We start from the raw sequence: 24,789 nt of genomic DNA, 5'->3' as shown, positions 1-24,789 counted from the left end.
ACGCGGCTCAGGGGTCACGCGGCTCAGGGATCACGCGGCTCAGGGGTCACGCGGCCAGACGGGCGTTACGACGGACCGAGGACCAGAAGGACCAGCCGATCAGGACGACGCCGACGAGTCCGGTGATGAGCTCGCTGATCTGGTACTGGATGGTGATGAGCAAGATCAGCGCGAGCGCGCCGATGGCGTAGTGCGCGCCGTGCTCCAGATAGACGAAGTCGTCGAGTGTTCCCTGCCGGACCAGATAGACCGTGAGCGACCGGACATACATCGCGCCGATACCGAGGCCGAGGGCCATCAGCACGATGTCGTTGGTGATGGCGAAGGCGCCGATGACCCCGTCGAACGAGAACGAGGCGTCGATGACCTCCAGGTACAGGAACATGAAGAAGGCGGCCTTGCCGGTGAGCGCGACCGCCGAGCCGGGTCCGCGTTTCTTCGCGGCTTCCTCGACCCGTTCCTCCTCGTTCTCGATGCGGTTCTCGAAGAAGCGGGAGAGCCCGCCGACGATCAGATATGTGATGAGCCCCGCGATCCCGGCCGTCAGTACCGTCTGGGCCTTGTCCGCGTGTGCGCCGCCGTGCTGGTGGGCCTGGGTGGCGACCGTCATGGACGCGACGAGCAGCACGATCAGGGCGATACAGACCGCGAGCATGTCGACCTGGCCGAGCTTCGCCAGTGGCCGCTCCAGCCAGGCCTGCCACTTGATCTCCCGGTCCTCGAAGATGAAATTGAGGAAGATCATCAGCAGGAAGAGGCCACCGAAGGCGGCGATCGACGGATGAGCGTCCGTCACCAGTTGCTGGTAGCGATCCTTGTCGTTGATGGCCAGTTCCACCGCCTTGACCGGGCCGATCCTGGCGGTGAGGGAGACGATCAGGACGGGAAAGACGAGCCGCATGCCGAAGACGGCGATCAGCACACCGACGGTGAGGAAGATCATCTGCCAGAAGGCGCTCATCTTCTTCAGGATCCCGGCGTTGATCACCGCGTTGTCGAAGGAGAGCGAGATCTCCAGGACAGCGAGGATGGCGACGATCCCCAGAGCGGCCCAACCCCCGTAGAGCCCCCCGACGGCGAGGCCCGCCGCGGTGACGACAAACGCCCATCCGAATGTTTTCAGAACCACTGCTTATCCGTTTCTCCTCGGTGAGGCCGGGCCCTCCCCTCGGTGAGGCCCGGTCAGGGTCTCACCGTGAAGCCGGCTCTTCCCGGAAACACGCACGGCTGACAGACTCCTCCCGTGCCCGACTTCGACATGCTTGTCATCGGATCAGGACCTGGCGGCCAGAAGGCCGCCATCGCGGCGGCCAAGCTCGGTCGCCGGGTCGCCGTGATCGACCGCCCCGACATGGTCGGTGGTGTCTCCATTCATACCGGAACCGTCCCCTCCAAGACCTTGCGCGAGGCGGTGCTCTATCTCACCGGGCTGGCCCAGCGGGATCTGTACGGCCAGAGCTACCGGCTCAAGGAAGAGATCACCGTCGCCGATCTGACGGCACGGACGCGGCATGTGGTCGGCCTGGAGGTCGATGTCGTACGCAGTCAGCTGGCCAGGAACCAGATCACGCTGCTCTCGGGCACCGGCCGGTTCATGGACGACCACACGGTCGCCGTACGGGACGCCTCGGGCCAGGACCGGCTGCTGACCGCGGACCATATCGTGATCGCCACCGGCACGCGGCCGGCCCGCCCGGCGAGCGTCGAGTTCGACGACCGTACGGTCATGGACTCGGACAGTGTGCTCAGCATGGAGCGGGTCCCCCGGTCCATGGTGATCGTCGGCGCCGGCGTCATCGGGATGGAATACGCGTCGATGTTCGCCGCCCTCGGCAGCAAGATCACTGTGGTCGAACAGCGCCCGGGAATGCTGGACTTCTGCGATGTCGAAGTGGTCGAGGCGCTCAAGTACCGGCTGCGGGATCTGGCCGTGACGTTCCGCTTCGGCGAGACGGTGGCGGCGGTCGAACGGCACGATCAGGGCACACTCACCATTCTGGAGAGCGGTAAGAAGATCGCCGCCGACGCCGTGATGTACTCCGCCGGGCGCCAGGGGCTGACCGATGAACTCGATCTCGGCAAGGCGGGTCTCTCCGCCGACGGGCGCGGCCGGATCACGGTCGACGAGCACTACCGCACCGAGGTTCCGCATATCTACGCCGTCGGTGATGTCATAGGCTTCCCCGCCCTGGCCGCGACCTCGATGGAACAGGGCCGGGCCGCCGCGTACCACGCGTGTGACGAGCCGGTCAATCCGATGCACCATCTCCAGCCGATCGGTATCTACACCATCCCTGAGATCAGCTTCGTCGGCCGGACCGAGGACCAGCTGACGAAGGAGCGGGTGCCGTTCGAGGTCGGTGTCTCCCGCTACCGCGAACTGGCCAGGGGCCAGATCGTCGGGGACGCGCACGGGGTGCTGAAACTGCTGGTGTCCCCGGAGGACCGGCGGCTGCTCGGAGTGCACTGCTTCGGCTCGGGGGCGACGGAGCTGATACATATCGGCCAGGCCGTGATGGGGTGCGGCGGTACGGTCGACTACTTGGTGGACGCGGTGTTCAACTACCCGACGCTCGCCGAGTCCTACAAGGTCGCCGCGCTCGATGTGACCAACAAGATCCGCGAGATCGACCGTATGAAGCGCTGATGGCAACGGGCCTACCCACCTTTGCCCTTTCTTTGCTTTTATGAACAAATGTCACCCAGGCAACCCGGAAGGGAATACACGAGGCGTCCGCCGCCCTTTCTCGCGCCCCCGGAGCCGGCAGAGGCGAGGGGCGGACCACCCCGTCAGACGGGTCCCGCGGGGCTCCCGAGCCCCGGCTCCACCGCGACGATCATGCACAGAACAACACCGGCGTGCGCCCACCGCGTACCACACCCTTGTCACCACCAGTGGCCCGAATATGACCTCAGGGGAGGCCGGGCGGATATACGATCCCCCAACAACGTCTGGTGAAGAGGTAGTTCAACCCGTGATCAAGTCGCATGGCCGTGGTGGGACTGAGATACCCCGCCCACCGACCCCCTCGCACCCGGCAGTCGCACCGGCTTCGCGCCACCCCAACTCCCCGTGACCACTGCCGGGTGAATCCTCCGCACCACATTTTTCAGCCAACTCGAAGGTTCTCCATGGCACGTTCCCCCGCGCCCTCTCCCCGCTCCCGCAGGTCGCCGTGGCTTTGGCCGACGACCCTGCTGGCCGCCCTCGCCGCATTCGCTGTAGCGATCGTGCCCATAGCGCGCCTCGGCACCGGCGCGGCCGTGGCCTACGGCGTGATCGTGCTGCTGGTCCTCGTCTCCCTGTCGGTGCTGCGCGCACAGCACCGGCGCGCCGAGTCCGATGTGGTCCGCCACGGCGACGAGACACGGGAGCGGGAGGCGGACGCGGCCCGTCGCGACACTCGCTGGCGCTCCCATGTCCAGCACCAGGCCGAACTGGTACGGGAGGAGGTCGAGCATCTCGTCAAGGAGCGGCTGCCCGCCGCACTCTCCAGGACGGAGATCCCCGGCCCGCTGCATGGCCCCGAACGGCTGGGGGAAGGGGTCACCGACTGGTTCGGCCGGCTGCTGGCCGAGGTCGCCGAGGCCGTGGACCACCGCGAGGAGTCGCAGCGGCTCGCCCTGGTCGAGCTGGCCAGCCGGGTGCAGACCTCGGCCCACCGGATCCAGGCGGCGGTGACGGGGCTGGCGGACCGCTATCCCGGTGACGCCGATCTGCTGGAGACCACCATGCAGGTGGATCACGCGGCGACCCAGCAGGCCAGGCACGCGCAGAGCCTCAAGGTGCTCTGCGGCGAGTGGCCCGGACAGCAGTGGCAGAAGCCGCTGGCGATGGTGGACGTGGTCCGGGCCGCGTCCGGACGGATCGTGGCGTACAAGCGCATCGAGGTCACCGGGGACCCGGACGTCGGGGTCACACCGTCGGTCGTCGAACCGCTGATCCATCTGCTCGCCGAACTGCTCGCCAATGCCACCGAGTACTCACCGCCGCGTACGGGTGTGCCCGTGACCGTGCGTACGGTGCAGCGCGGCGCGGTCATCGAGGTGGACGACGGCGGTCTCGGCATGGACGAGTACCGGCTGGCCGAGGCGCGCGAGATCGTCTCCGGCTGCCGGCTGCTCGGGGTCGGCGAGGTCGGTGAGATCCCGCAGACCGGCTTCGCGGTCGTGGGCCGGTTCGCCGACCGGCACGGCTTCCAGGTCGACCTGGGTCCTTCGCCGTACGGCGGTGTCCGCGCCGTGGTGCTGGTGCCCACGGGGGTACTGGAGACCCTTGCCCCCGCCGGTACCACGGCGCCCGTCCCTCCCGTACCCCAGGTACCTCAAGTGCCCCAGCCCAGCTCAGCGCCCGACGCGTCCGGCACCCCGCCGGAGCGGACTGCCCCCGGGGACGGCCTCGCCGCCGACCGGCCGGCCGCCGCTCAGCCGGCCGCCCCCGAAACCGCCGCTCCCGAAGCCGCCGCTCCCGGAACCGCCGCTCCCGGAACCGCCGCTCGCGAGTCCGCCGCGCCCGAGGCGGTCGCTTCCCGGCCCGCCGCCCCGGAAACCGCCGCGACCCCGGCACCGGATGTGTCGGTTCCCGCCGCGCGCGACGCGGCGGTCCAGGACGCGCCGGCCTCCGGCGCGCCGGTCCTCCCGTCGCGGAACGGCCGTCGGCTCCCCCAGCGCCGTTCACGACGCGACGAGTACGCACCCGCGGTCGAGGCGGCCCCCACCGCCCTCACCCCGCCGGGCACACCGGAACAGGCCGGTGACTGGATGGAGCAGTTCTTCGAGGGCGGCCGGACCGTCCCGACGTCCGACTCCGTCCCGTACGAGGGCCAGGACGGCTCTTCCTCCCCCACCCCCGATTCACCGTAAGGACTGACGTGAACATGAGTTACGTGGAGAACCCGGAGCAGCGAGGCTGGATGATCGCCGAGGTCGCCGCGGTCCCGGGGGTGCGCGAGGTGATCGTCTTCAGCGCCGACGGACTGCTGCTGGCCAGTTCCGAGGGGATGAACCGGGACTCCGCCGACCGGCTGTCGGCGAACTGCTCGGGTCTCCAGTCCCTGGCCCGCAGCCTGGGCCGGGAGTTCGGCGAGGACGGCGGGGCCGTCCATCAGCAGATGGTGGAGTTCAACGGCGGGTTCCTGTTCATGCGCAGCGCGAACGGTGCCCATCTCGCGGTGGTGACCGGTCCCGTGGTGGACCCGAAGCTGGTCGCCCGTCAGATGCAGGCGCAGGTCATGAAGATCGGCGCCGGCAATCTGAGCAGCCCGCCGCGACAGGAGTCCGCGCGGTGAGTGAACCGGACGGTGAGTACGCGGCCAGTGCGTTACGTCCCTATGTGATTACCAAGGGACGCTCCAGGCCCTCCCGAAACACCATAGGAGTCGAGACCCTCCTTATCGCCGTCGATCCCCCGCGCGACGTTCCGGTCTCCGCGACGCGGGAGGAGCGCGCGCTGGTGCGGATGTGCGAGCGGCTGCTGTCGCTGGTGGAGGCGGCCGCCCATCTCGAACTGCCGGTCAGTCTGGTGAAGGTGCTGGCATCCGATCTCGTCGACAGTGGCCATCTGTCCGCGCGCTCCGGCGTTCCGCAGGCCGTTCTGCCCGACTCGCAACTGCTTCAGGAGGTACTGGATGGTCTCCGTCGGCTCCGCTGACCGCTACTTGCCCGACACGGTCCAGCAGGCCGTCAAGATTCTCGTGGTGGGCGCTTTCGGCGTCGGGAAGACCACCCTGGTCGGCTCGGTCAGCGAGATCGCACCGCTGCGCACGGAGGAGGTGATGACGGAAGCGAGTGTCGGCGTGGACGATCTGGCCGGTATGAGCACGAAAACCACCACGACGGTCGCCATGGACTTCGGCCGGATCACCCTCAACTCCTGGCTGGTCCTCTATCTGTTCGGCACCCCCGGACAGCGGCGGTTCTGGGATCTGTGGGACGGCCTCGCGGAAGGCGCCCTCGGTGTGCTCGTCATCGTCGACACCAGGCGGCTGGAGGACAGCTTCGATGTCCTGGAGCAACTGGAGCTCCGGGGACTGCCGTTCGCGGTGGCGGTCAACCAGTTCCCGGACAGCGAGGAGTACGGCGTGGAGGAACTGCGGGCCGCGCTCGACCTGTTGCCGGAGACACCCGTGGTGATGTGCGACGCGCGGGAGCGTGCCGCGTCGGTGGACGCGCTGATCAGCCTGGTCGAATATGTGTCGAACGTCGGTACGGTACGTGCCAAGGAGACCGCTTCATGAACCGCTCCTCGCCGTCCGCCCCGCCCCCGGCGCTCTCCCCGCCGCCCGGTTGCCCCGCGCACTCCCTCTCGCCTTCCCCTGATTCCGTCGATTCCCTCGGTTCTCTCGACTCCCTCGATACGGACCTGCTTCCGCTCTCCGCCGCGACCAGCGCGTACCAGCCCCGCGAGGTCTACCGCCAACTGCGTGAGCGGTACGGGAATGTCGCCCGCGTCGAGCTGGAGCCGGGCGTACCGGCCTGGCTCGTCATGGGCTACCGGGAGTTGCTCACGATCACCCGGCAGGAACAGGTCTTCTCCCGCGACGCGCGCAACTGGCGCGATCTCAACGAGGGTGTGGTCCCGCCGCATTCGGGGCTGCTGCCGATGATGGCCTGGCGTGCCAACGTCATAGGAGCCGACGGACCCGAGCACCGGCGGCTGCGCCAGCCACTGGACGACGGTGTGGCACGGATCGACCAGCGCAAGGCACGGCTCCAGGTCGAGGCGCTCTGCGCGGAGCTGATCGAGGAATTCTCCCAGCGGGGCCGGGCGGATCTGGTGAACGATTACGCCACGATCGTGCCGATGCTCTCCATCGCCTCCCTGTTCGGACTGGACAGCGCGGAGGGCCAGGAGCTGCTGCGGGCGCTCATCGCGCTGTTCGGCAGCGCCGATGACTCGCAGGACGGCAACCGCCACTTCGAGGAGATCCTCTCCGACACCCTGCGCACACGGCAGGAGACTCCGACGGACGATCTGACCACGGCGTTCATCAACCACCCGAATCTGGAGAGCGACGCGGAGCGTCTTCAGTCGATGGTGGTGATGATCTCGGCGGGCAACGAGACCGTCACGGCCTGGATCTCGCACACACTCCGGCTGATGCTCACCGATCCGCGCTTCGCCGCCCGGATGCACGGCGGCCGGCTCGGGGTGGACGACGCCCTCGACGAAGCCCTCTGGCGCGACCCGCCCATGAACAACATGCCCGCCCGCTACGCACTGCGCGACACCGAACTCGGCGGCCGCCACATCCGCCGCGGCGACGTCCTCATCCTCGGCATCGCCGCCGCCAACGACGACCCCGCCATCCGCCCCGACGACACCGCCGGAGAACCGGGCAACCGCGCCCACCTCGCCTTCTCCGCCGGCCCCCACGTCTGCCCCGCGCAAGTACCCGCCCGACTGATCACCCGCACCGCCGTGAATACGGCTTTCCATCTGCTGCCCGACATGAGACTCGCGATCCCCACCAGCCAGTTGGCCTGGCGCCCCTCTCCCTGGACACGCGTGCCGGTCTCCCTCCCCGTGGAATTCTCCGCGTCCGGGGCCCTGGCCCCCGGACCCCGATAGAACCGTCCCGTCCGACCCGCCCTCTGGAGAACACATGACCTCGCGACCGGCTCCCCCCGAGGAGCGGATACCCGTCGTCGAACTCGATCCGCACGGCACCGACCACCACGCCGAGGCGGCCAGGCTCCGCGCACTGGGCCCCGTGGTGCGGGTCCGGCTTCCCGGCGAGGTGCTGGCGTGGTCCGTCACGGACCACGCCCTGCTCCACGAGATGGTCGCCGACCCCCGCTTCAGCAAGGACTGGCACAACTGGAACGCCATCCGCCGAGGCGAGATAGCGGACGGCTGGCCGCTCATAGGCATGGTGAAGGTCACCAATATGGTCACGGCGGACGGACAGGAGCACCGTCGGCTGCGCAAGCTCGTGACCCAGACCTTCACCCCCCGCCGGGTCCAGGAACTGCGCCCCCGGATCGAACGGATCGTCAGCGATCTGCTGGACGCGCTCCCCTCGCACGCGGAACCGGACGGCAGCGTCGATCTGCGGCTGCACTTCGCGCACCCCGTGCCCATGCGGGTGATCTGTGAACTGTTCGGTGTGCCCGACCACGAGCGACCGCGGCTGCGCGAGCTGATGGACAACATCTTCCGCTCCGATCTTCCGCCCGAGGAGGTCACCGCCAGCCAGATCGAGCAGTACCAACTGCTGGCCCGGGTGGTCGAGACCCGTCGCCGCGAGCCCGGTGATGATCTGACCAGCTCCCTTGTCACGGCCCGTGACGCGGACCCCGACGCGCTCAGCGAGGAGGAACTGGTCGGCACCCTGCTGGTGATGCTGTCGGCGGGGCAGGAGACCACACTCAGCCTGATCACCAACGCGGTACGCGCCCTGCTCACCCACCCCGGCCAGCGCGCCCTGGCGGAGAAGGGCGACGCCTCGGTCTGGGCGGACGTGGTCGAGGAGACCCTGCGCTGGGACGCCCCGATCGGTAACTTCCCCTTTCGCTATCCCCTGGAGGACGTCGAGATCGCCGGCGTACGTATCCCCAAGGGCGAGGCGATCATGGCTCCGTACAGCGCCGTGGGCCGCGACACGGCCCACCACGGCGAGGACGCCGGACAGTTCGACCTCACCCGCGAGCAGCGCAAGCATCTGGCGTTCGGCCATGGGCCGCACTTCTGCCTCGGAGCTCCACTGGCCCGGTTGGAGGCGGCGGTGGCGCTGCCCGCCGTGTTCGCGCGGTACCCGGAACTCTCGCTGGCCGTCGATCCCGGCGGGCTGATCCCCGTACCGTCCCTGTTCTCCAACAGCTCCACCACCCTTCCGGTGCGGCTGACAGCGAGCGGCTGAGAGACATCCCGGCGGGTCGGCGGCACCGGGCGGGACGCGGCTCCGTTCGGTCGGCCGACCGGCCCGGCCCGAGAAAATCCCCCGCGCATGGTCATGTCCTCCCCCGTCGATCGTTCAGGTACGACTTCCATGATCTGATCGACGGTGGTCGCGGACCACCCTGCCGGCCACACAACAGGGGTGTGGAAAACCCCCGTTCGCCCTCAGACCCCGGTCACAGCCGGCCCGCCTCGACAATCCGCCGCAGGAAGCGCCGCGTACGCTCCTGCCGCGGATTCCCGAACACCTCTTGAGGCGTGCCGCGCTCCAGCACCACCCCGTTGTCCAGGAAACACACCTGGTCGGCGACCTCACGGGCGAAGCCCATCTCATGGGTGGCCAGCACCATCGTCATCCCGTCGCCCTTCAGATCGCGTACGACCGAGAGCACCTCACCGACGAGTTCCGGGTCGAGCGCCGCCGTGATCTCGTCCAGGAGCAGCAGTCGCGGCCGTACCGCGAGCGCGCGTACGATCGCGGCGCGCTGCTGCTGGCCGCCGCTGAGCCGGTCCGGGTACTCCCCCGCCTTGTCCCCGAGACCGAGCCGTACCAGCAGCTCACGCGCCCGCGCCTCCGCCTCCTCACGGGAGACGCCGAGGACCCTGCGCGGGGCGAGCGTGATGTTCTGAAGGACCGTCATATGCGGGAAGAGGTTGTACGACTGGAACACCACCCCGATACGGCGGCGCACCGCGTCCGGATCGGCCCGCGGGTCGGTGATCTCCTCGCCGTCGAGGAAGATCGCGCCGTCGTCGATCTCCTCCAGCAGATTGGCGCACCGCAGCAGGGTCGACTTTCCCGAGCCGGAGGCGCCGATCAGCGCGGTCACGGTGTGCGGGGCCACATCGAGGCTGACATCGCGCAGGACGACCCGGTCCCGCCCGAAGGTCTTGCGTACGGACTCCAGGCGCAGCACCGGGGCATCGCCGCCGCCCGTCACGCCGGCGTCGCCAGCCGCCGTACGGGTGTCGTCGGCCGTCATACGGTTCCTCCCTGGGCGCGTCGGCGGTCCATCCGGGCCGTGACCCAGTCCGTGAAGCGGGTCATCGGGATCGTCAGCGCGACGAAGACGAGGCCCGCGACCACATAGGGCGTGTAGTTGAAGTACTTTCCGGCGATGATCTGCGCCGCGTACACGGCGTCCACGGCACCGGCGATCGATACGAGACCGGTGTCCTTCTGCAGCGACACCAGATCGTTGAGCAGCGGCGGCACGACGCGTCGTACGGCCTGTGGCAGCACCACGTACCGCAGCGTCTTGGCGCTGGACAGTCCCAGCGAACGGGCCGCCGCCCGCTGGGAGGGGTGTACGGACTCGATGCCCGCCCGGAACACCTCGGCGACATACGCGGAGTACGTCAGGACCAGCGCCGTCCCGCCCAGCAGTACCGGGTCCGTGGTGACGCCCTCCAACCGCAGCGCCGGGACTCCGAAGACGACCATCAGCAGGCAGATGATGAGGGGCAGTCCGCGGAAGAAGTCGGTGTAGGCGGTGGCCAGGGCGCGCACCGGGAAGAAGACCGGGCCGCGCAGGGTGCGGGCGACGGCCAGCAGCAGCCCGAGCAGCAGGACGCACACCCCGCAGATCGCCAGCAGCCGCAGATTGAGGAGCAGTCCGTCGAGGACCTTGGGCAGGGCCATCCGCGCGTACTCGGCGCTGAAGAAGGTCTCGCGTGTGCGCTGCCAGCCGGGCGAGCCCGTGATGACGAGGAACAGGACCACGCCCGTCACGAGGGTGGAGAGCGCGGCGACGGCGGTGGCCCGGCGGGCGCGGGCGCGCTTGTACCGCTCGCGCGCGATCCGCCGCGCCGAGGGCGTGTACGTGTCCTCGCCATCGTCCTTCGTCAGCCGGACGGTGTTCGAGGAGGTCACTTGAGCACCGGGGCGTCCACGGCGTCGGAGAGCCACCGCTTCTCCAGCGCGGCGAGCGTGCCGTCCGCCCGCAGCCCGTCAACGGCCTTGGTGACGCAGGACGTGAGCGCGCTGCCCTTGTCGAGGACGAGTCCGAACCGCTCCGCGGCGCCCGCCGAGTCCGCGAACTGGCCGACCACCTTCGCGTCCGGCACCTCCGCCGAGGTGATGTAGAAGGCGGTGGGGAGATCGACGACGATCGCGTCGACCTGGCCGTTGCGCAGCGCCGACTTGGCGAAGTCGTTCTTCTGGAAGACGGCGGGCTGCCGCGTCGGCTTGATGATCTGGTTGATCGTGTCGAGGCTCGTGGTGCCGACCTGCGCGCCGAGCTTGGCGCCCTTGAGGCCGGCGGCGGTCGTCGCCTCGGCGTACGGGGAGTTCTTCAGCGCGATGACGGCCTGCCGTACGTCGTAGTAGCCCGAGGAGAAGTCGACGGCCTTCTTACGCTCGTCACTGATGGAGATCTGGTTGATGTCGAAGTCGAAGTTCTTCTCACCGGGTGCGAACGAGTTGTTGAACGGCACGGTCTGCCAGACGACTTGGTCCTTCTCGTACCCGAGGGCCTTGGCCACGGCATACGTCACCGCCGACTCGAATCCCTTGCCGCTCGCCGGGTCGTCGTCCTGGAACCAGGGCGCGTAGGCCGGCTTGTCCGTGCCCACCGTCAGCTTCCCCTTCGCTTCCGTGGCCAGTGCGCCCGGGTCGCAGGAGGACGCGGAGGAGCCGGAGGACGACGCGTCGGCTTCGGTCGAGCTGTCCTGCGGGGCGCAGCCCGTGGCGGCGGCGATGACGAGAAGGGCGGGAAGCGCGGGGAGAAGGCTTCGGGCGGTGAGGTGCATGGCGGGAGAGTGGCACCGCACGGGGGGATCTGTCGAGATCAGGGCATTGCGATCGCATGAATTCCGCCGGTGGGCGGGCCCGCGTGGCCGGGATCCGCCCATCGCGCCCCGGCCCCCGCGCAGCACCCCGGCCGACCCGCGCGACACCCCGGCCGACCCGCGCGACACCCCGGCCGCCCCCTGTGACATCCCGGCCGCCCCCTGTGGCATCCCGCGCAGCCCGCGCGGCACCCGCCGTCCGGCGGACGATCTCCGTGACCAACCCGCGGACAACCAATCCGCATACAGTGGCCCCATGAACGCCACGCCGCCCTTCCCCAGCCGCGTGACCGGCCGGATCTCCGCCGCCCGGCTGGCGGACACCCTCGGGAGCTGGCGTACGGGCGGGCCGCGCAGCGGCGGCAGGGATCTGGCCGACGGCCTCGCGGCCCTCGTCCACGACGGCCGGCTGCCTCCAGGCGTCCGCCTTCCTCCCGAACGCGAACTGGCAGCCGCCCTCGGCGTCAGCCGGACCATGATCGGCGCGGCCCTCGACCGTCTCCGCGACCGGGGTCTGATCGCGTCCCGCCAGGGAGCGGGGTCCTGGACCGCCGCTCCCCCCGGCGAACGGGGCGGTACGACCGGTCTGCCGGGAGGTTCCGGCCTGATCAATCTCGCCCGCGCGTCCCCTGCGGCGGTCCCGGGCCTGCTGCCCGCGTTCGAAACAGCGGGGGTCTCGATGCGGGACGCGCTCCACGACGAGACCTACGACGATCTGGGCATCCCGTCGCTGCGCGAACGGCTCGCCGCCCGGTACACGGCCCGCGGGCTGCCCACCGTGCCCTCCGAGATCATGATCACCAACGGTGCGCACCACGGCTTTGTGGTGGCGCTCCATCTGCTGGCGGGGCCCGGCGACCGGGTGCTGGTCGAACAGCCCGGCTATCCGCACGCGTTCGCGGCCGTAGCGGCCGCGCGGGCCCAGCCGGTACCGGTACCGGTCGACCCGTTCGCCGCGCCCGCCTGGGACATCGACGGTATCGAGGCGACCGTGCGCCGGACCGCGCCCCGGCTGGCGTATCTGATGGTGGACTTCCACAATCCGACCGGCCGCAGACTGGACGCGGCGGGCCGCGAGCGGCTGGGCGCCGTGCTCAGCGCGACCCGCACCTACACCGTCGTGGACGAATCAGCGGTGGATCTCGATCTCAGCCACCCCTCGGACCGGACGGACGGAGCCGCGCCACCGCCACTGGCCGCCTTCGCCCCGCGCTGGACGATCACTGTGGGCTCGCCCGCCAAATCGCACTGGGGCGGCCTGCGTATTGGCTGGATCAGGGCACCTCGGGAACTCATCGACAGGCTCGGCGAGCGCCGTGTCTCGCTGGACCTCGGCTCACCGCTCTTCGAGCAGCTCTGGCTGTCCGAACTCCTCGCCGATCCGGCGGCGCCCCATGTGCGGACGCGCCGTCGGGAGCTGCGCGAGCGGCGCGACACCCTCGCCGCGGCGCTGCGCGCGAAGTGCCCCGACTGGACCTTCCGGCTGCCGGACGGTGGTGCCGTCCTCTGGTGCCGGCTGCCGTCCCCGATCGGGCCGCGTCTGGTCGCCGCCGCGGAACAGCACGGTGTGCTCCTCGCGCCGGGAGCCCACTTCGGCGTACAGGACCGGCTGGAGCGCTGGCTGCGTCTGCCCTTCACGCAGCCCCCGGACCGTCTCAGGGACGCTGTCGGACGTATCGCGGCGGCTCGGGAGTCTGTGACCGGCACCTCCTGAGGACGCGGGGGGCCATGTCGTTACCCTGGGCCTTGATGTTCACACCTCAGGGCCCGACCTTTCGCGAACTCGCCGTGCAGGCGTTCTCGTCCATCGAGCACGGCTACGACCTGCTGGCGCCGAAGTTCGACCACACACCGTTCCGTACGCCCGATCATCTTCTGGACGCGGTGGTACGTACGGTCCGGCCGCTCGGGCCGTTCGCCACGGGGCTCGACATCTGCTGTGGGACCGGGGCCGGAGTGAGTGTGCTGCGGCGGTTGTGCGACGAGCGGGTCACCGGTGTCGATTTCAGCGCGGGCATGCTCGCCGCCGCTGCCTCCGCCTCCCGCTCCGCGTCCGCCGCCTCCCCCGAGTTCACCTCGGCGGCCGTGAACTGGGTACGGGCCGACGCGCGCGCCCTGCCCTTCGCGCCGGTCTTCGATCTGGCCGTCAGCTTCGGGGCGTTCGGGCATTTCCTGCCCGCCGAACGGCCCGTACTGTTCGCGCGGGCGCACGCGGTGCTCCGGCCGGGCGGCCTGTTCGTCTTTCCCGTTCCCGCCCCGCCCCGCGTCGGCTCCCCGCTCTACTGGACGCTCTGGGGCTTCGACACGGCGATGCGTCTGCGCAATCTGCTCTGGCATCCGCGATTCGTCATGTACTACCGCACGTTCAGGCTTCCCGGGGTACTGGACGAACTGGCCCGTACGGGTTTCACCACGGAACTCCGCCCGCTCACGGATCTCGGCCGACGCCCCGACGGGAGCCCTCGATGTGCCCTGGTGGTGGCACGCCGGGAGTGAGCGCCGTACCCCCGCGGGCCCTGACCGGATCCGGATCCGGTCAGTCGTCCAGCGCCCGTCCCGGTCCCCGGGGCCCCGGACGTTCGTCGAGCACTTCGGGGAACTCCTGATCCCGTGGCCGCGGCGGCTGCGGACCGTGGCCGGTCATGATGATGGTCTGCTCGATCCGCACCACGCGGTAGACATCACCGCCGATGATCACTTGGTCCTCGCCGCGTACGACCGCCTCGGCGGCCCGGGTGAAGCGCGGTCCCAGCTCGCCCGCGTCCATGGCCCGTACTCGCAGCACATCACGCAGATCCGTCCTGGCCTCCGCCTCGGCGGGAACGGCCGGAAAGAGCTGCCGCCAGCCCCCGTCCTCGTGGAGCATCGCCGAATACGCCGTGTAATGCGAGACCGACGTACGCTCCCAGTCCGGGCCGTTCACCGGGAACTTGCGCCGCAGCGCCTCCTCACGCTGGCCCAGCTCCAGCAGCCGCCGGGCCGCCGCGTCATCGAATAACTCGCCCGCGGACTCACCGTCCGCCGTCTCATCGTCCGCTGCCTCATCGGGGTTCGCGCTCACCCGAGTAGAGTGCCGCAAAATGGTGATCCCCGAGCGCGGGACCGGAGGATCTTCCGGGGTAAATCCCGCCATTTTTACGTGGTGCGGATCGGCCGGGGACCGCTGTCCGCCGTCCTCCGCCGCTATCCGCGCCCGCCCGGGAAGTACCGTTCCAGCAGGTCATTACGGAAGACTCCGCGCGGGTCCAGCTTCGCCGTCAGCGTCTCGAAGTCGGCGTACCGCTCGTACAGCGCCGCCACCCGCTCCGGGCCCATCGTGAACAGCTTTCCCCAGTGCGGTCTGACGTCGAACGGCCCGAGGGCTTCCTCGATCGCGTCCAGCACGGGCGTGACGGCCGCGGTGTCCGGGTGCCAGGTGAAGTGGAAGGCCACGGTGTCCCGTCCGTAGGCGGGACTGAGCCACAGTCCGTCGGCCGCGACCGTCCGGATCTCACCGATCTGGAGGACCGGCGCGACGCGTTCCCCGATCCGCGCCAGTGCGTCGAAGGCCGCCCGCCCGTGCTCCCGCGCGACGAAGTACTCGCTCTGCAGTTCTTCGCCACTGCTCGGAGTGAACTCGGGCCGGAAGTGCGGCAGTCGTTCATGCCACGGCCCGGGGACGCCGGACTGTGCCGTGCAGGTCGACGGGTCCATACCGGGCACCGGGTGCCGGGTGCCGTCGGCACGTACGGCACCGAATCGGTGGTCCGGAGCCGGATCCGGGTCGCCGTCGCCGTCGCCGATCCGCTGCTTGAGCCACATCTGCTCGATCCGCTCCGTACGCCAGCTGGTGAAGAGACTCACGCTGTACGCGGCGGAAAGCACCTCATCGAACCGCTCGCGCAGTCGCTCGTACGGAAGTCCCTCGTACACCCACTGCCGGATGTCGTACGCGGGAACGAGGTCGAGTGTCATACGGGTCACGACGCCGGCCGCGCCCAGGGCGATCACCGCCCCCGCGAAGTCCTCGTCGTCCCGGTCGAGGACGAGCAGTTCGCCGTCCGCCGTGACGAGTTCGAGCGCGCGTACCGCGGAGGCCAGCGTGCCGTTGCCGACCCCGGACCCGTGGGTTCCGGTGGCGCAGGCACCGGCGACGGAGATATGCGGGAGCGAGCCGAGGTTGTGCAGGGCGAGGCCCGCCCGGTGGAGCGCTCCGGTGAACTCGGCGAACCGCAGACCGGCGCTGACCGTGACGGTGGCGGCCGTCTCGTCGACCTCCACGATCCGGGGCAGTCCGGCCACCGAGACCAGATCGCCGCGAGTGTCCGCGATGGTGTTGAACGAGTGGCCGCTGCCCAGCGCGCGCACCGAGCCGCTTCCGGCGACGATCTCCCGCAGCCGCTCCACCGATGAGGGTGTGTGCACGCGGGCCGCGTTGAAGGTGATGTTGCCGGCCCAGTTCCTCATCACCGGAGGTATGGCCCGGGCAGTGGGAACATCGGGGCTTCCGGGCGGCTGGAGCACGGAGTTCTCCTTCTCTGCGGTCGGGCGTGGCGGCCATGCCCATTCCCCTACTTCTTACCTCATGACCACGCGGCGCCGGCCAGCGTGGTGCGGACAGGGCGGCCCGCACTCCAAAGCTAGGGTGTCGATCCGTTGGTCCGTGCGACAGGCCGTCCGCGGGAAACCGTCCGCCGTTGAGGGCAAGCGCGAAGGAAAGCAGGTGCCCCCCGTGCCCGAGAGACTTCCCGTGGCACCGCGGTGGGCCGTGGGCGCGCTGCTGGTCATGACCTTCGCGACCGGTCTCGTGGACGCGGTGAGCTATCTGCGGCTGGGGCATGTCTTCGTCGCCAATATGACCGGCAACGTCGTCTTCCTCGGGTTCTCCCTCGCGAAGACGGACCGGATGTCGGTGCTGGCACCGATCGTGGCCATGGCGGCCTTCGTCGTGGGGGCGTTCTTCGGCGGGCATCTCAGCAAGTTCCTCGGCGGCCGGCCCCGGTGCTGGCTGGTTTGGGCCTTCGCCTGCCAGGCCGCCGGACTCACGCTGACGGCTCTGCTGCTCGGTACGGGGGTGCTCCGTCCCGAGGGCCGGCTCGTACTGGTGATCATCGCGCTCCTCGGTGGCTGCAGCGGTCTGCAGAACGCGACGGTGCGCGTGCTCGCCCCCCGGGATCTGATGACGACCGTCCTCACCCAGACGCTCACCGGGCTCACGGCGGAGAGCGCGCTCGGAACGGGCACCGGTACGAAACCGCATCGCAAGATCGGCTCGTTGCTGGCCATGCTGGCCGGGGCGGCGGTCGGCGCGCTACTGCTTCGTACGACGCTGGCGGGAGTCGTCGGGCTGGCCGCCGTCCTGGTGGCGGGGGTCGCCTGTGTCTTCGCGCTGGCGCCGGCGCCGGACGACGCCACAGTCTGAGGGCGCCCGGCACGCGCCGTCCGCCCGCCGGTCAGCCGCTTTCCACGGCGACGGCCAGCAGCTCCTCCACCCGCCGCAGCGCTTCACGGACATTCTCCTCGGAGGTGGCCTCCCGTGCCTCGGCCGGGGTCATCCAGCGCAACGGGGCGTCGGGATTCTCCGGCCGTGCCGCGTCGGGGGCGGCCGTGGCCAGGACGAACCGGAGGTCCGCGTGTTCATGCGCCGGTTCACCGCCGCCCGCGGCGACCGGCACGATCACCACCTGTACGAGCCGCGCGGAGGACGCGTCCGGATACGGGACCAGGTCCCCGAGCCCGGTCTCCTCAAGGCCCTCCCGCGACACGACTTCCAAGGGGTCGCTCTCGCCCGGATCGCCATGGCCCCCGATCTGGAGCCAGGAGCGCTGGCGCGCGTGCCAGCGCATCAGTACCCGTCCGCTCGCGGGGTGCACGATCAGCGCGGACGCCGTCACATGCAGCGGAATCGAGCGCAGCCAGGGATCGTCCGCGCCCTCCGCGAGCGCCCGGACGCGGGCCGCGTCGGCGGCCTCCAGCGGATCCCGTGTCCGGTACCGGGACAACAGATCGACGATCGGTCGGCCGACAGCGTGCATCGCGTTCTCCATACCCGTCAACTCGTCAACTCGTGGCCCCGGCCTCAACCGGGGCGGGGTCGGGCCGGCTCGGTGCGGCCCACGCGGCCGTCACGTGCCACGCCCACCAGGACGTTACGGATGACGACGGCCGGTGTCCTCCGGGTTTTCCGCGCTCAGGGTTTACGGCCCACTCCGCCCCACATCGGGATGTTCGCGGCCCGCGTGTCGTGCGGGTCCGGCCGCCAGTCCGGCAGCGCGACGACTCCGGGCGCCAGCGGTTCCGTACCGTCGAAGAAACGTCGTACCCGATCCCGTGTGCGGGGCGTGGCGGCGCCGTGGGCGGCGGCCCGCTCGTTGTACACGCGCATCGACTCGGCCACCGCGTGGGCGCCGATGTCGCTCGCCGGATGCGAGAGCACGAGATGGCTGCCCGAGGGCAGCGCGTCGAGCAGCCGGGCCGCGAGGCCGTACGGGTCGTCCGCGTCCGGGATGTACTGGAGGATCGCCACGAGCATCAGCCCCACCGGCCGGCTGAAGTCCAGTGTGTGCGCGGCCTCCGCGAGGATGGTCTCCACCTCGCGTGCGTCGGCCTCGATGTAGTCGGTTCGTCCTTCGGGCGTCCCGTCGAGCAGCGCCCGCGCGTGGGCCAGCACGATCCGATCGTTGTCCACATAGACGACCCGGGAGTCCGGGGCGACGGACTGGGCGACTTCGTGGGTGTTGTCCGCGGCGGGGATGCCCGTACCGATGTCCAGGAACTGCCGGATCCCGGCTTCCCCGGCGAGATACCGGACGGCCCTGCCGAGGAAGGCACGGTTGGCGCGGACGGCGGGCACGATGCCCGGGTTGGCCACGGCCGCCAGCTCGGCGGCTTCCTGATCGGCGGGGAAGTGGTGCGTGCCGCCCAGCCACGCGTCGTACACCCGTGCGGGGTGGGCCACGTTCGAGTCGAACTCCGGCGGTCGCTCCGCGCCCATCGCTTCCACCTCTCGGTCGGCCGCAGGTCAGGAGCCTCAGGTTACGCACCGGGCAGCGCGGCGAACACCCTCCGGTCGCGACCTGGGGTGACCGATCACATACGCTGCGCTACATGAATGGTGCGGTGAGGAACGGGAAGGGCGGGCGCGGGGCGGGACCGTGCGTCGTGCTGCTCACCGTGCTGGCCGCGCTGCTCCATGTGCTGGGCTGCGCGCACGGTCCGGTCTCCGCCGCGCCGCTCCGGAGCGCGGCCACGCTCCAGAGCGCGGCGACGCCCACGCCCACGCCGGTGGCCGGATGCGCCGGTCGGGCCAGCCACGGGGCGGCCTCCTGCACCGACACGGATGAACCGAGCGTCCTGCCGCAGCGCCCGGACGACGCGTTCGCCGTACCCCTCACCGTCGACGGCGGGTCGAACGCGGCGGACACCGCCGTACGGAACCCGATGGGCCTACGCGTCCATGTGGCACGCGAGGACGCCGGCGGTGGCCGGGACACGGAACAGCGGCGGCGCGCGGCGCTGGGTGTGTGGCGGAACTGACGAGCGCCCCGGGCCTCTGACAGCACGCGCGCGGCTCCGCCCGCTCGTGCCGCCGGTGGCTCTCCACGCTCTCTGACCGTTCCCCCCTCACCACGGCCGGGGCGCGCCCGCGCGCGACCGGCCACTGGAGCTCTGCGCGATGGACCACTTCGACGTTTCACCCGCCCCTCAGCCGGCCCACAGCCCGGCCGCGCTGGTCGGCGACACCCCTACGCTGTGGATCGGCGCCCCGTTCACGGCCCCCGGCCGTGGCTTCTGGGCCAAGCTGGAAGGACACAACCCCGGCGGAATCAAGGACCGTACGGCCCTGTACATGGTGGCGCGCGCCCGGGAGCGCGGCGAACTGCTGCCCGGGGCACGGATCGTGGAGTCCACCTCCGGCACGCTGGGCCTGGGGCTGGCACTGGCCGGGGTGGTCTTCGGCCATCCCGTCACCGTCGTCACCGATCCGGGAATGGAACCGCTGATGACCGGGCTGCTGACGGCGTACGGCGCGGACATCGAGCTGGTACGGGCGCCGCATCCGGTGGGCGGCTGGCAGGAGGCCCGTCGGCGGCGGGTGACGGAACTGCTCGCCGCGTATCCGGATTCCTGGTGCCCGGATCAGTACCACAACCCCGACAACGTGGCCGCGTACCGTCCGCTCGCCCATGAGCTGGTGTCCCAGCTGGGCCGGATCGACACACTCGTGGCCAGTGTCGGTACCGGCGGGCACTCCGCCGGGATCGGCAGTGTGCTGCGCGACCACTTCCCCGCTCTGCGTGTGGTGGGTGTCGACACCACCGGCTCGACCATCTTCGGCCAGCCCGCGGCGCCCCGGCTGATGCGTGGTCTGGGCAGCAGCATCCACCCGCGCAATGTCGCGTACGGCCTCTTCGACGAGGTGCACTGGGTGGCCGCCCCGGAAGCGGTCTGGGCGGCGCGTTCGCTGGCGCGGGCGCGTTACGCGACGGGCGGCTGGAGTGTCGGGGCGGTCTCCCTGGTCGCGCGCTGGCTGGCCGCCGTACGGCCGCCCGGGGAGCGGATCGTGGCGGTTTTCCCGGACGGCCCGCAGCGCTATGTCGGAACCGTGTTCGACGACACGTACTGCCGTGAGCACGGACTGCTCGACCACCGGCCCGCCGACCGTCCGAGGGAGATCTCGCATCCCGGCGAACGCACCGTCACCCGGTGGACGCGCTGCACCACGGTGGTGGACCCGCTCGCCACGGCCGGCCCGGAGGCGGGCGGCGGCCTGGCGGGGGTGGCCCGGTGAAGGGCTCCGTGACAGCCCCTGGCCCGCAGGCCGGGGCCACGGGCCTGTGGGCCACGACCCGGTCCTTTCCGCCCGCGGCACGCCTGTTGATGGCGAACCAGTTCGCCATCAATCTCGCCTTCTACATGCTCATGCCCTATCTCGCGGCGCATCTGGCGGGTGCGCTCGGGCTGGCCGCCTGGGCGGTCGGGCTGGTGCTCGGCGTACGTACGCTCTCGCAACAGGGGATGTTCCTCATCGGCGGCGCCCTCGCCGACCGTTTCGGCTACAAGACACCGATCATGGCCGGCTGTCTGCTGCGCACGGGCGGCTTCGCGCTGCTGGGGTGGGTGGACCAACTGCCCGCGCTGATCGTCGCCTCGGCGGCGACCGGATTCGCGGGAGCGCTGTTCAATCCGGCGGTACGCGCCTATCTGGCGGCCGAGGCGGGCGAGCGGCGGGTCGAGGCCTTCGCGGTCTTCAACGTCTATTACCAGGCGGGGATGTTGCTGGGGCCGCCGGTGGGTCTCGCCCTGCTCGCCGCCGACTTCCGGCTGGTGTGTGTGGTCGCCGCGGTGATCTTCGCCGCGCTGACGGTGCTTCAGTGGCGTGCGCTGCCCTCCCGGGGCGGCGGGGAGAACGCGGGCGGACAACCCGCGGGGATGTCCGCGCGGTGGCGCACGGTGCTGGCCAACCGGCCGTTCCTGCTGTTCTCGCTGGCCATGATCGGCTCGTACGTACTGACCTTCCAGGTCTATCTGGCCCTGCCGCTGGCCGCCGCCGACGCGCTGGGGCCGGCCGCCGAGCGGGCCACGGGCGCGCTCTTCGTGATCTCGGCCGCCGTGGCGGTGGTGGGGCAGACCCGGCTGACGCGCTGGGCCACGCGCCACTGGAGTCCGCGGGGAGCGCTGGTACGGGGGCTGACGGTCATGGGGCTGGCGTTCGTCCCGCCGGCCCTCGTCCCCGCCGGTGACGGGCGTACGGCGCGGCTGTGGATGCTCGCCGCGCTGGTGGCGGCGGTCGTCGCGCTGGCCGTGGGAAGCGCGGTGGTCTATCCGTTCGAGATGGACACCGTCGTCGCGCTGTCGGGCGACCGGCTGGTCGCCACCCACTACGGCTTCTACAACACCGTCTCCGGGCTGGGCATCACGCTCGGCAATCTGGGCACGGGCGCGCTGTGGGATGTGGCACAGCGCCAGGACGCCCGCTGGCTGCCCTGGACGGTGCTGACCTGTACGGGCCTGGCCTGCGCCGGAGCGGTGTTCGCGCTGGCGCGCGGGGGCCGGCTGACCGCCCCGGCGGCCCGGCCCGTACCGGACTGAGTCCCGTTTCGAGCGCCGCCCGCCCGGTGGCGGTCCCGCACCGGGGCATAGCATCGGTTGCCGAAATGGACATATCTTGGTGGGGATTCGCCGCGCTCGCCGCGGCGGCGGCGCTCGTCGGCTTCTCGAAGACCGCGGTGAGCGGCGCGAATACGGTCAGTCTGGCCGTATTCGCCGCCGTGCTGCCGGCGCGTGAGTCGACGGGCGTACTGCTGCCGATACTGATCGTCGGTGATGTGGTGGCGGTGCTCACCTACCGGCGCCATGCCCACTGGCCGACCCTGTGGCGGCTGTTTCCCGCGGTCGCCGCGGGGGTGGTGGCGGGCACGGTCTTCCTGCTCTGGGCCGATGACGCCGCTGTCCGCACTTCGATCGGCGCGATCCTGCTGCTGATGGCGGGCGTCACGGTCTGGCGGCGACGCGGCGGGGCGGACAGCGCGAAGGAGAAGCGGGAAAAGGCGGAGGGAGCCGAGACAGCGGAGGGAGTGGAAGAGGCGGGGGTGGTCGCCGGGAAAGGCGGCTCGGGGGCGTCCTCCGCCGGTCGTGTCACGGCACGTTCGTACGGTGTGCTCGGCGGATTCACCACCATGGTCGCCAACGCCGGCGGCCCCGTCATGTCGCTCTATCTGCTCTCCGCGGGCTTCCGGAAGCTCGGCTTCCTGGGCACCTCCGCGTGGTTCTTCCTGATCGTCAATACCTCCAAGCTGCCCTTCAGCGTGGGACTCGGCCTGGTCGACGGCCGTTCCCTGCTGCTGGACGCCGCTCTGGTGCTCTTCGTCTTCCCGGGCGCCCTCATCGGCAAGGCGTGTGTGGACCGGATCGACCAACGGCTCTTCGAGCGGCTGGTGATCGGGGCGACCGTCCTCGGCGGTCTTCAGCTTCTGCTGCGCTGAACCCGCTGCGGGGGCCGTCCGTCGGGCACGAGCATTATGCGAAGCTCTTCCGATATGCGTGGTCTACGGTGCCTTCATGGACGCGGATCATGAAGGTCACCCACGCTCCGGCGGTGCGCACGGCAGGCATCGGACCCTGGGCGAGCGCTGGTCCGCCTTCACCGCCTCACCCTTCCTCCCGGCGATCGTCCTGACCTTCATCCTCGCCGCGTCCGCCGGGGTCTTCGCGGGTTCCTACACGTACAACATGGCGAACCCGACGCCCCACCGGATCCCCGCCGCCGCGGTGGGGCCCATCCACACGGCGGACGCGACCGCCTTCGTGAACGGCATGGAGAAGGCCCTCAACGGATCGCTCGAACTCCATCGCTATCCGAGCGACGCGGCGGCGCGGCGCGCGGTGGAGGAGCAGGAAGTCTTCGCGATTCTGACGTTCCGTACGGACCGCGTCGATTTCGCGGTGGCCGGCGCGGCCGGGGCCTCCGTGGCGCAGTTGCTCACGGAGACCGCCCTGCCCGTGGCCAAGGCCGTCGGCGTCCCTGTACGGGTCAGCGACGTCAAGCCGCTCCAGAAGGGGGATCCGCGCGGACTGGCGCTCTTCTACGTCTCGCTCGCCGCCGTGATCGTGGGGCTCGTCGGGGCGATTCAGCTGAACGTCCAGGCCCCGGCGCTCAATCCCGGGGAACGGATCGCCTTCACCCTCGCGTACTCATTGCTCGGCGGCTTCGCGATCGCCTCGGTGGTCGACTGGTGGCTCGGCGCGCTCGATCTTCCGTTCGTGGAGTCCTGGCTGATCCTGGCGTTCACGATGTTCACGTCCGGGATGGTCTTCACCATGTTCAACACCATCACGGGCCGATGGGCGATGCTGCCGACCTGGGGGCTGTTGGTGCTGCTGGGCAACCCCTCCTCCGGTGGAGCCGTCTCCTGGCCGCTGCTGCCCTCCGTGCTGGGGCACATCGGACGGTGGCTGCCACCGGGCGCCTCGATCAACGCCAACCACACAGCGGTGTATTTCGGCGAGGCCCAGCACGCGTTCCCCTTCGCCGTGCTGGCGGGCTGGGCGTTCGTGTCCATCGCCGTGTTCTGGATCTGGCGCCACCGGCACCCCGGCGGCCGGGAGCACACACCGGCGCACGCCGGCGCGGAGCCGGGCGCGGGCCGGGAAGGCGGCTGACAGGCCGTCCAGCGCTGAGCCGCGCCGGGGGGGCCGGGCGCCGGCGGACCCCGAAACCGCTCCGCGGCGGGGAAGTGGTGCCGGGCCTGGCAGAGTAGGGGCACCGAATGGGGGCAGCAGGTAGTGACAGCAGAGCGTGACAAGGGTCGGGGCGAGGGTGGAGTGAGCGGTGTGGAGCGGGACAAGATTGATTCACAGACGGTGGCCGGAGCTCCTTGCTGGGTGACACTGCTCTCCCGTGAACTGCCCGCCGCGCAGGCCTTCTACGGCGATGTGCTGGGCTGGACCTACCGGGCGGCGGGGCTGGGGGACGACTTCTGTGTCGCCCTTTCCGACGGACTGCCGGTCGCGGGCATCGGCGCTCTGGCGGCCTCGCTCCAGGTCGCCGTCTCCTGGACGCCGTACTTCGCGGTGGCCGATGTCGACGAGGCCGCGGCCCGGATCAGGGAGCGCGGCGCGACCGTCGCGGTGGGTCCGCTGGCCTTCCACACGGGCCGGGCCGCGCTGGCCACGGACCCCGACGGCGCGGCGTTCGGCATCTGGGAGGGCGCGGTGCGCTCCGACTGGACCGTGGGGCGCGGCAGCGCCCCGGCCTGGCTGGAGCTGCGTACCCGCGACGCCGACGACGCGGCCAGGTTCTACAGCCAGGTCCTGGGCTGGGCGCCGGAGACCGAGGGCGGTTTCACCCTCGTCCGCGAACACGATCACGCGGTCCTGCGGCAGGACGAGCATGTGGTCGCCAAGATCCGCGGCGGCGCCGTACAGGCCACGCCCGACCCGCGGATCCGGCCGCGCTGGCATGTGTACTTCCGGGTGCCCGAGGTCTCCGGTTCGGTGGAGGCGGCCCTCAAGGGCGGCGGCGCGCTGCTCTCGCCGCCGGACGCGTCGCGGGCCCCGGCCGAGGCGATGCTGCGCGATCCGGACGGCGCGCTGTTCACCGTGACGTCGGGCTGACGCCC

General features: G+C 70.5%; 24 protein-coding genes. 16 read left to right on the top strand and 8 right to left on the bottom strand.

Annotation, left to right across the window (positions count from 1 at the left end; genetic code table 11):
• Nucleotides 1-46: 46 nt before the first annotated feature.
• The gene (locus tag ACFRMN_RS05570; RefSeq protein WP_383013634.1) at nt 47-1,129 is read right to left on the bottom strand and encodes a DUF475 domain-containing protein; all 1,083 of its coding nucleotides are present in this window, start codon (nt 1,127-1,129) and stop codon (nt 47-49) included.
• A 114-nt stretch (nt 1,130-1,243) separates the two neighbouring features.
• On the opposite strand from ACFRMN_RS05570, the gene sthA reads away from it, so the two are divergent.
• The 7 genes from sthA (at nt 1,244) to ACFRMN_RS05535 (ending at nt 8,861) form a co-directional block, all read left to right on the top strand.
• Nucleotides 1,244-2,647 carry a Si-specific NAD(P)(+) transhydrogenase gene (gene sthA, locus ACFRMN_RS05565; protein ID WP_383013631.1) on the top strand — a complete coding sequence of 468 codons (1,404 nt, stop codon included), beginning with the start codon at nt 1,244-1,246 and terminating at the stop codon, nt 2,645-2,647.
• Nucleotides 2,648-3,132: 485 nt separating this feature from the next.
• Complete coding sequence (locus ACFRMN_RS05560) at nt 3,133-4,863, top strand: ATP-binding protein (protein WP_383013628.1); 1,731 nt, start codon at nt 3,133-3,135, stop codon at nt 4,861-4,863.
• 14 nt (nt 4,864-4,877) lie between these two features.
• Complete coding sequence (locus ACFRMN_RS05555; protein WP_030353840.1) at nt 4,878-5,288, top strand: roadblock/LC7 domain-containing protein; 411 nt, start codon at nt 4,878-4,880, stop codon at nt 5,286-5,288.
• Entirely contained in the window at nt 5,285-5,650 is a 366-nt protein-coding gene (locus ACFRMN_RS05550) for a DUF742 domain-containing protein (RefSeq protein WP_030353841.1), read from the top strand. Before ACFRMN_RS05555 ends, ACFRMN_RS05550 begins: the two co-directional genes overlap by 4 nt.
• Nucleotides 5,628-6,236, top strand: a complete 609-nt coding sequence (locus ACFRMN_RS05545; RefSeq protein WP_383013625.1) for an ATP/GTP-binding protein — start codon at nt 5,628-5,630, stop codon at nt 6,234-6,236. Before ACFRMN_RS05550 ends, ACFRMN_RS05545 begins: the two co-directional genes overlap by 23 nt.
• On the top strand, nt 6,233-7,570 hold the full coding sequence (locus ACFRMN_RS05540) for a cytochrome P450 (RefSeq protein ID WP_383013622.1): 1,338 nt from the start codon (nt 6,233-6,235) through the stop codon (nt 7,568-7,570). The genes ACFRMN_RS05545 and ACFRMN_RS05540 overlap by 4 nt, the downstream gene beginning before the upstream one ends.
• A gap of 34 nt (nt 7,571-7,604) precedes the next feature.
• A complete protein-coding gene (locus ACFRMN_RS05535) occupies nt 7,605-8,861 on the top strand; it encodes a cytochrome P450 (protein WP_383013619.1) in 1,257 nt (418 codons plus the stop codon).
• Between the two features lie 214 nt (nt 8,862-9,075).
• Here ACFRMN_RS05535 and ACFRMN_RS05530 read toward each other — a convergent pair whose 3' ends face one another.
• From ACFRMN_RS05530 to ACFRMN_RS05520, 3 genes are read right to left on the bottom strand one after another with little or no spacing between them, the layout of a single operon-like run.
• Nucleotides 9,076-9,882 carry an amino acid ABC transporter ATP-binding protein gene (locus tag ACFRMN_RS05530; protein ID WP_383013618.1) on the bottom strand — a complete coding sequence of 269 codons (807 nt, stop codon included), beginning with the start codon at nt 9,880-9,882 and terminating at the stop codon, nt 9,076-9,078.
• Nucleotides 9,879-10,772 carry an amino acid ABC transporter permease gene (locus ACFRMN_RS05525; protein WP_383013615.1) on the bottom strand — a complete coding sequence of 298 codons (894 nt, stop codon included), beginning with the start codon at nt 10,770-10,772 and terminating at the stop codon, nt 9,879-9,881. Before ACFRMN_RS05525 ends, ACFRMN_RS05530 begins: the two co-directional genes overlap by 4 nt.
• The gene (locus tag ACFRMN_RS05520) at nt 10,769-11,650 is read right to left on the bottom strand and encodes an ABC transporter substrate-binding protein (RefSeq protein WP_383013612.1); all 882 of its coding nucleotides are present in this window, start codon (nt 11,648-11,650) and stop codon (nt 10,769-10,771) included. Before ACFRMN_RS05520 ends, ACFRMN_RS05525 begins: the two co-directional genes overlap by 4 nt.
• A 295-nt stretch (nt 11,651-11,945) precedes the next feature.
• Between ACFRMN_RS05520 and ACFRMN_RS05515 the strand changes: the two genes are divergently transcribed.
• Nucleotides 11,946-13,403: a PLP-dependent aminotransferase family protein gene (locus tag ACFRMN_RS05515; protein ID WP_383013609.1), complete on the top strand. Its 1,458-nt coding sequence runs from the start codon at nt 11,946-11,948 to the stop codon at nt 13,401-13,403.
• 35 nt (nt 13,404-13,438) lie between these two features.
• Nucleotides 13,439-14,185: a class I SAM-dependent methyltransferase gene (locus ACFRMN_RS05510; RefSeq protein WP_383013606.1), complete on the top strand. Its 747-nt coding sequence runs from the start codon at nt 13,439-13,441 to the stop codon at nt 14,183-14,185.
• 40 nt (nt 14,186-14,225) lie between these two features.
• Here the strand turns inward: ACFRMN_RS05510 and ACFRMN_RS05505 are convergent, their stop codons facing one another.
• Together ACFRMN_RS05505 and ACFRMN_RS05500 are read right to left on the bottom strand one after the other, a co-directional pair.
• Entirely contained in the window at nt 14,226-14,750 is a 525-nt protein-coding gene (locus tag ACFRMN_RS05505; protein ID WP_383013603.1) for a DUF5954 family protein, read from the bottom strand.
• Between the two features lie 122 nt (nt 14,751-14,872).
• Entirely contained in the window at nt 14,873-16,135 is a 1,263-nt protein-coding gene (locus tag ACFRMN_RS05500) for an FAD-binding protein (RefSeq protein WP_383013600.1), read from the bottom strand.
• Between the two features lie 265 nt (nt 16,136-16,400).
• Here ACFRMN_RS05500 and ACFRMN_RS05495 point away from each other — a divergent pair, with 265 nt between their 5' ends.
• Nucleotides 16,401-17,090 (top strand): YoaK family protein, encoded by a 690-nt coding sequence (locus ACFRMN_RS05495; protein WP_383013597.1) that lies wholly within the window; start codon nt 16,401-16,403, stop codon nt 17,088-17,090.
• 31 nt (nt 17,091-17,121) lie between these two features.
• On the opposite strand, the gene ACFRMN_RS05490 is transcribed toward ACFRMN_RS05495, so the two are convergent.
• Both ACFRMN_RS05490 and ACFRMN_RS05485 read right to left on the bottom strand, forming a co-directional pair.
• Nucleotides 17,122-17,703 (bottom strand): NUDIX hydrolase, encoded by a 582-nt coding sequence (locus ACFRMN_RS05490; RefSeq protein ID WP_383013594.1) that lies wholly within the window; start codon nt 17,701-17,703, stop codon nt 17,122-17,124.
• A gap of 155 nt (nt 17,704-17,858) precedes the next feature.
• Nucleotides 17,859-18,662 (bottom strand): SAM-dependent methyltransferase, encoded by an 804-nt coding sequence (locus tag ACFRMN_RS05485; protein ID WP_383013591.1) that lies wholly within the window; start codon nt 18,660-18,662, stop codon nt 17,859-17,861.
• A gap of 113 nt (nt 18,663-18,775) precedes the next feature.
• Here ACFRMN_RS05485 and ACFRMN_RS05480 point away from each other — a divergent pair, with 113 nt between their 5' ends.
• From ACFRMN_RS05480 to ACFRMN_RS05455, 6 genes are all read left to right on the top strand, one after another.
• Nucleotides 18,776-19,204 (top strand): hypothetical protein, encoded by a 429-nt coding sequence (locus ACFRMN_RS05480; protein ID WP_383013588.1) that lies wholly within the window; start codon nt 18,776-18,778, stop codon nt 19,202-19,204.
• 139 nt (nt 19,205-19,343) lie between these two features.
• On the top strand, nt 19,344-20,459 hold the full coding sequence (locus ACFRMN_RS05475; protein ID WP_383013585.1) for a PLP-dependent cysteine synthase family protein: 1,116 nt from the start codon (nt 19,344-19,346) through the stop codon (nt 20,457-20,459).
• 89 nt (nt 20,460-20,548) lie between these two features.
• Complete coding sequence (locus tag ACFRMN_RS05470; protein ID WP_383013779.1) at nt 20,549-21,760, top strand: MFS transporter; 1,212 nt, start codon at nt 20,549-20,551, stop codon at nt 21,758-21,760.
• 65 nt (nt 21,761-21,825) lie between these two features.
• On the top strand, nt 21,826-22,653 hold the full coding sequence (locus ACFRMN_RS05465) for a sulfite exporter TauE/SafE family protein (RefSeq protein ID WP_383013582.1): 828 nt from the start codon (nt 21,826-21,828) through the stop codon (nt 22,651-22,653).
• Nucleotides 22,654-22,729: 76 nt separating this feature from the next.
• On the top strand, nt 22,730-23,830 hold the full coding sequence (locus tag ACFRMN_RS05460; RefSeq protein ID WP_383013579.1) for an ABC transporter permease: 1,101 nt from the start codon (nt 22,730-22,732) through the stop codon (nt 23,828-23,830).
• Nucleotides 23,831-24,052: 222 nt separating this feature from the next.
• Nucleotides 24,053-24,784 carry a VOC family protein gene (locus ACFRMN_RS05455; protein WP_383013577.1) on the top strand — a complete coding sequence of 244 codons (732 nt, stop codon included), beginning with the start codon at nt 24,053-24,055 and terminating at the stop codon, nt 24,782-24,784.
• Nucleotides 24,785-24,789: the final 5 nt, after the last annotated feature.

It is taken from the genome of Streptomyces sp. NPDC056835 (assembly GCF_042789485.1).
Lineage (GTDB): Bacteria > Actinomycetota > Actinomycetes > Streptomycetales > Streptomycetaceae > Streptomyces.
Note: the sequence above shows the minus strand (reverse complement) of the source record. Positions and strands in the feature narration are given on the sequence as shown.

Coding starts and splice junctions, on each gene's coding strand:
- ACFRMN_RS05560 (WP_383013628.1), top strand. CDS start 3,133: ATGGCACGTTCCCCCGCGCCCTCTCCCCGCTCCCGCAGGTCGCCGTGG.
- ACFRMN_RS05555 (WP_030353840.1), top strand. CDS start 4,878: ATGAGTTACGTGGAGAACCCGGAGCAGCGAGGCTGGATGATCGCCGAG.
- ACFRMN_RS05545 (WP_383013625.1), top strand. CDS start 5,628: ATGGTCTCCGTCGGCTCCGCTGACCGCTACTTGCCCGACACGGTCCAG.
- ACFRMN_RS05540 (WP_383013622.1), top strand. CDS start 6,233: ATGAACCGCTCCTCGCCGTCCGCCCCGCCCCCGGCGCTCTCCCCGCCG.
- ACFRMN_RS05535 (WP_383013619.1), top strand. CDS start 7,605: ATGACCTCGCGACCGGCTCCCCCCGAGGAGCGGATACCCGTCGTCGAA.
- ACFRMN_RS05530 (WP_383013618.1), bottom strand. CDS start 9,882: ATGACGGCCGACGACACCCGTACGGCGGCTGGCGACGCCGGCGTGACG.
- ACFRMN_RS05520 (WP_383013612.1), bottom strand. CDS start 11,650: ATGCACCTCACCGCCCGAAGCCTTCTCCCCGCGCTTCCCGCCCTTCTC.
- ACFRMN_RS05515 (WP_383013609.1), top strand. CDS start 11,946: ATGAACGCCACGCCGCCCTTCCCCAGCCGCGTGACCGGCCGGATCTCC.
- ACFRMN_RS05510 (WP_383013606.1), top strand. CDS start 13,439: ATGTTCACACCTCAGGGCCCGACCTTTCGCGAACTCGCCGTGCAGGCG.
- ACFRMN_RS05500 (WP_383013600.1), bottom strand. CDS start 16,135: ATGAGGAACTGGGCCGGCAACATCACCTTCAACGCGGCCCGCGTGCAC.
- ACFRMN_RS05490 (WP_383013594.1), bottom strand. CDS start 17,703: ATGCACGCTGTCGGCCGACCGATCGTCGATCTGTTGTCCCGGTACCGG.
- ACFRMN_RS05485 (WP_383013591.1), bottom strand. CDS start 18,662: ATGGGCGCGGAGCGACCGCCGGAGTTCGACTCGAACGTGGCCCACCCC.
- ACFRMN_RS05480 (WP_383013588.1), top strand. CDS start 18,776: ATGAATGGTGCGGTGAGGAACGGGAAGGGCGGGCGCGGGGCGGGACCG.
- ACFRMN_RS05475 (WP_383013585.1), top strand. CDS start 19,344: ATGGACCACTTCGACGTTTCACCCGCCCCTCAGCCGGCCCACAGCCCG.
- ACFRMN_RS05470 (WP_383013779.1), top strand. CDS start 20,549: ATGGCGAACCAGTTCGCCATCAATCTCGCCTTCTACATGCTCATGCCC.
- ACFRMN_RS05465 (WP_383013582.1), top strand. CDS start 21,826: ATGGACATATCTTGGTGGGGATTCGCCGCGCTCGCCGCGGCGGCGGCG.
- ACFRMN_RS05460 (WP_383013579.1), top strand. CDS start 22,730: ATGGACGCGGATCATGAAGGTCACCCACGCTCCGGCGGTGCGCACGGC.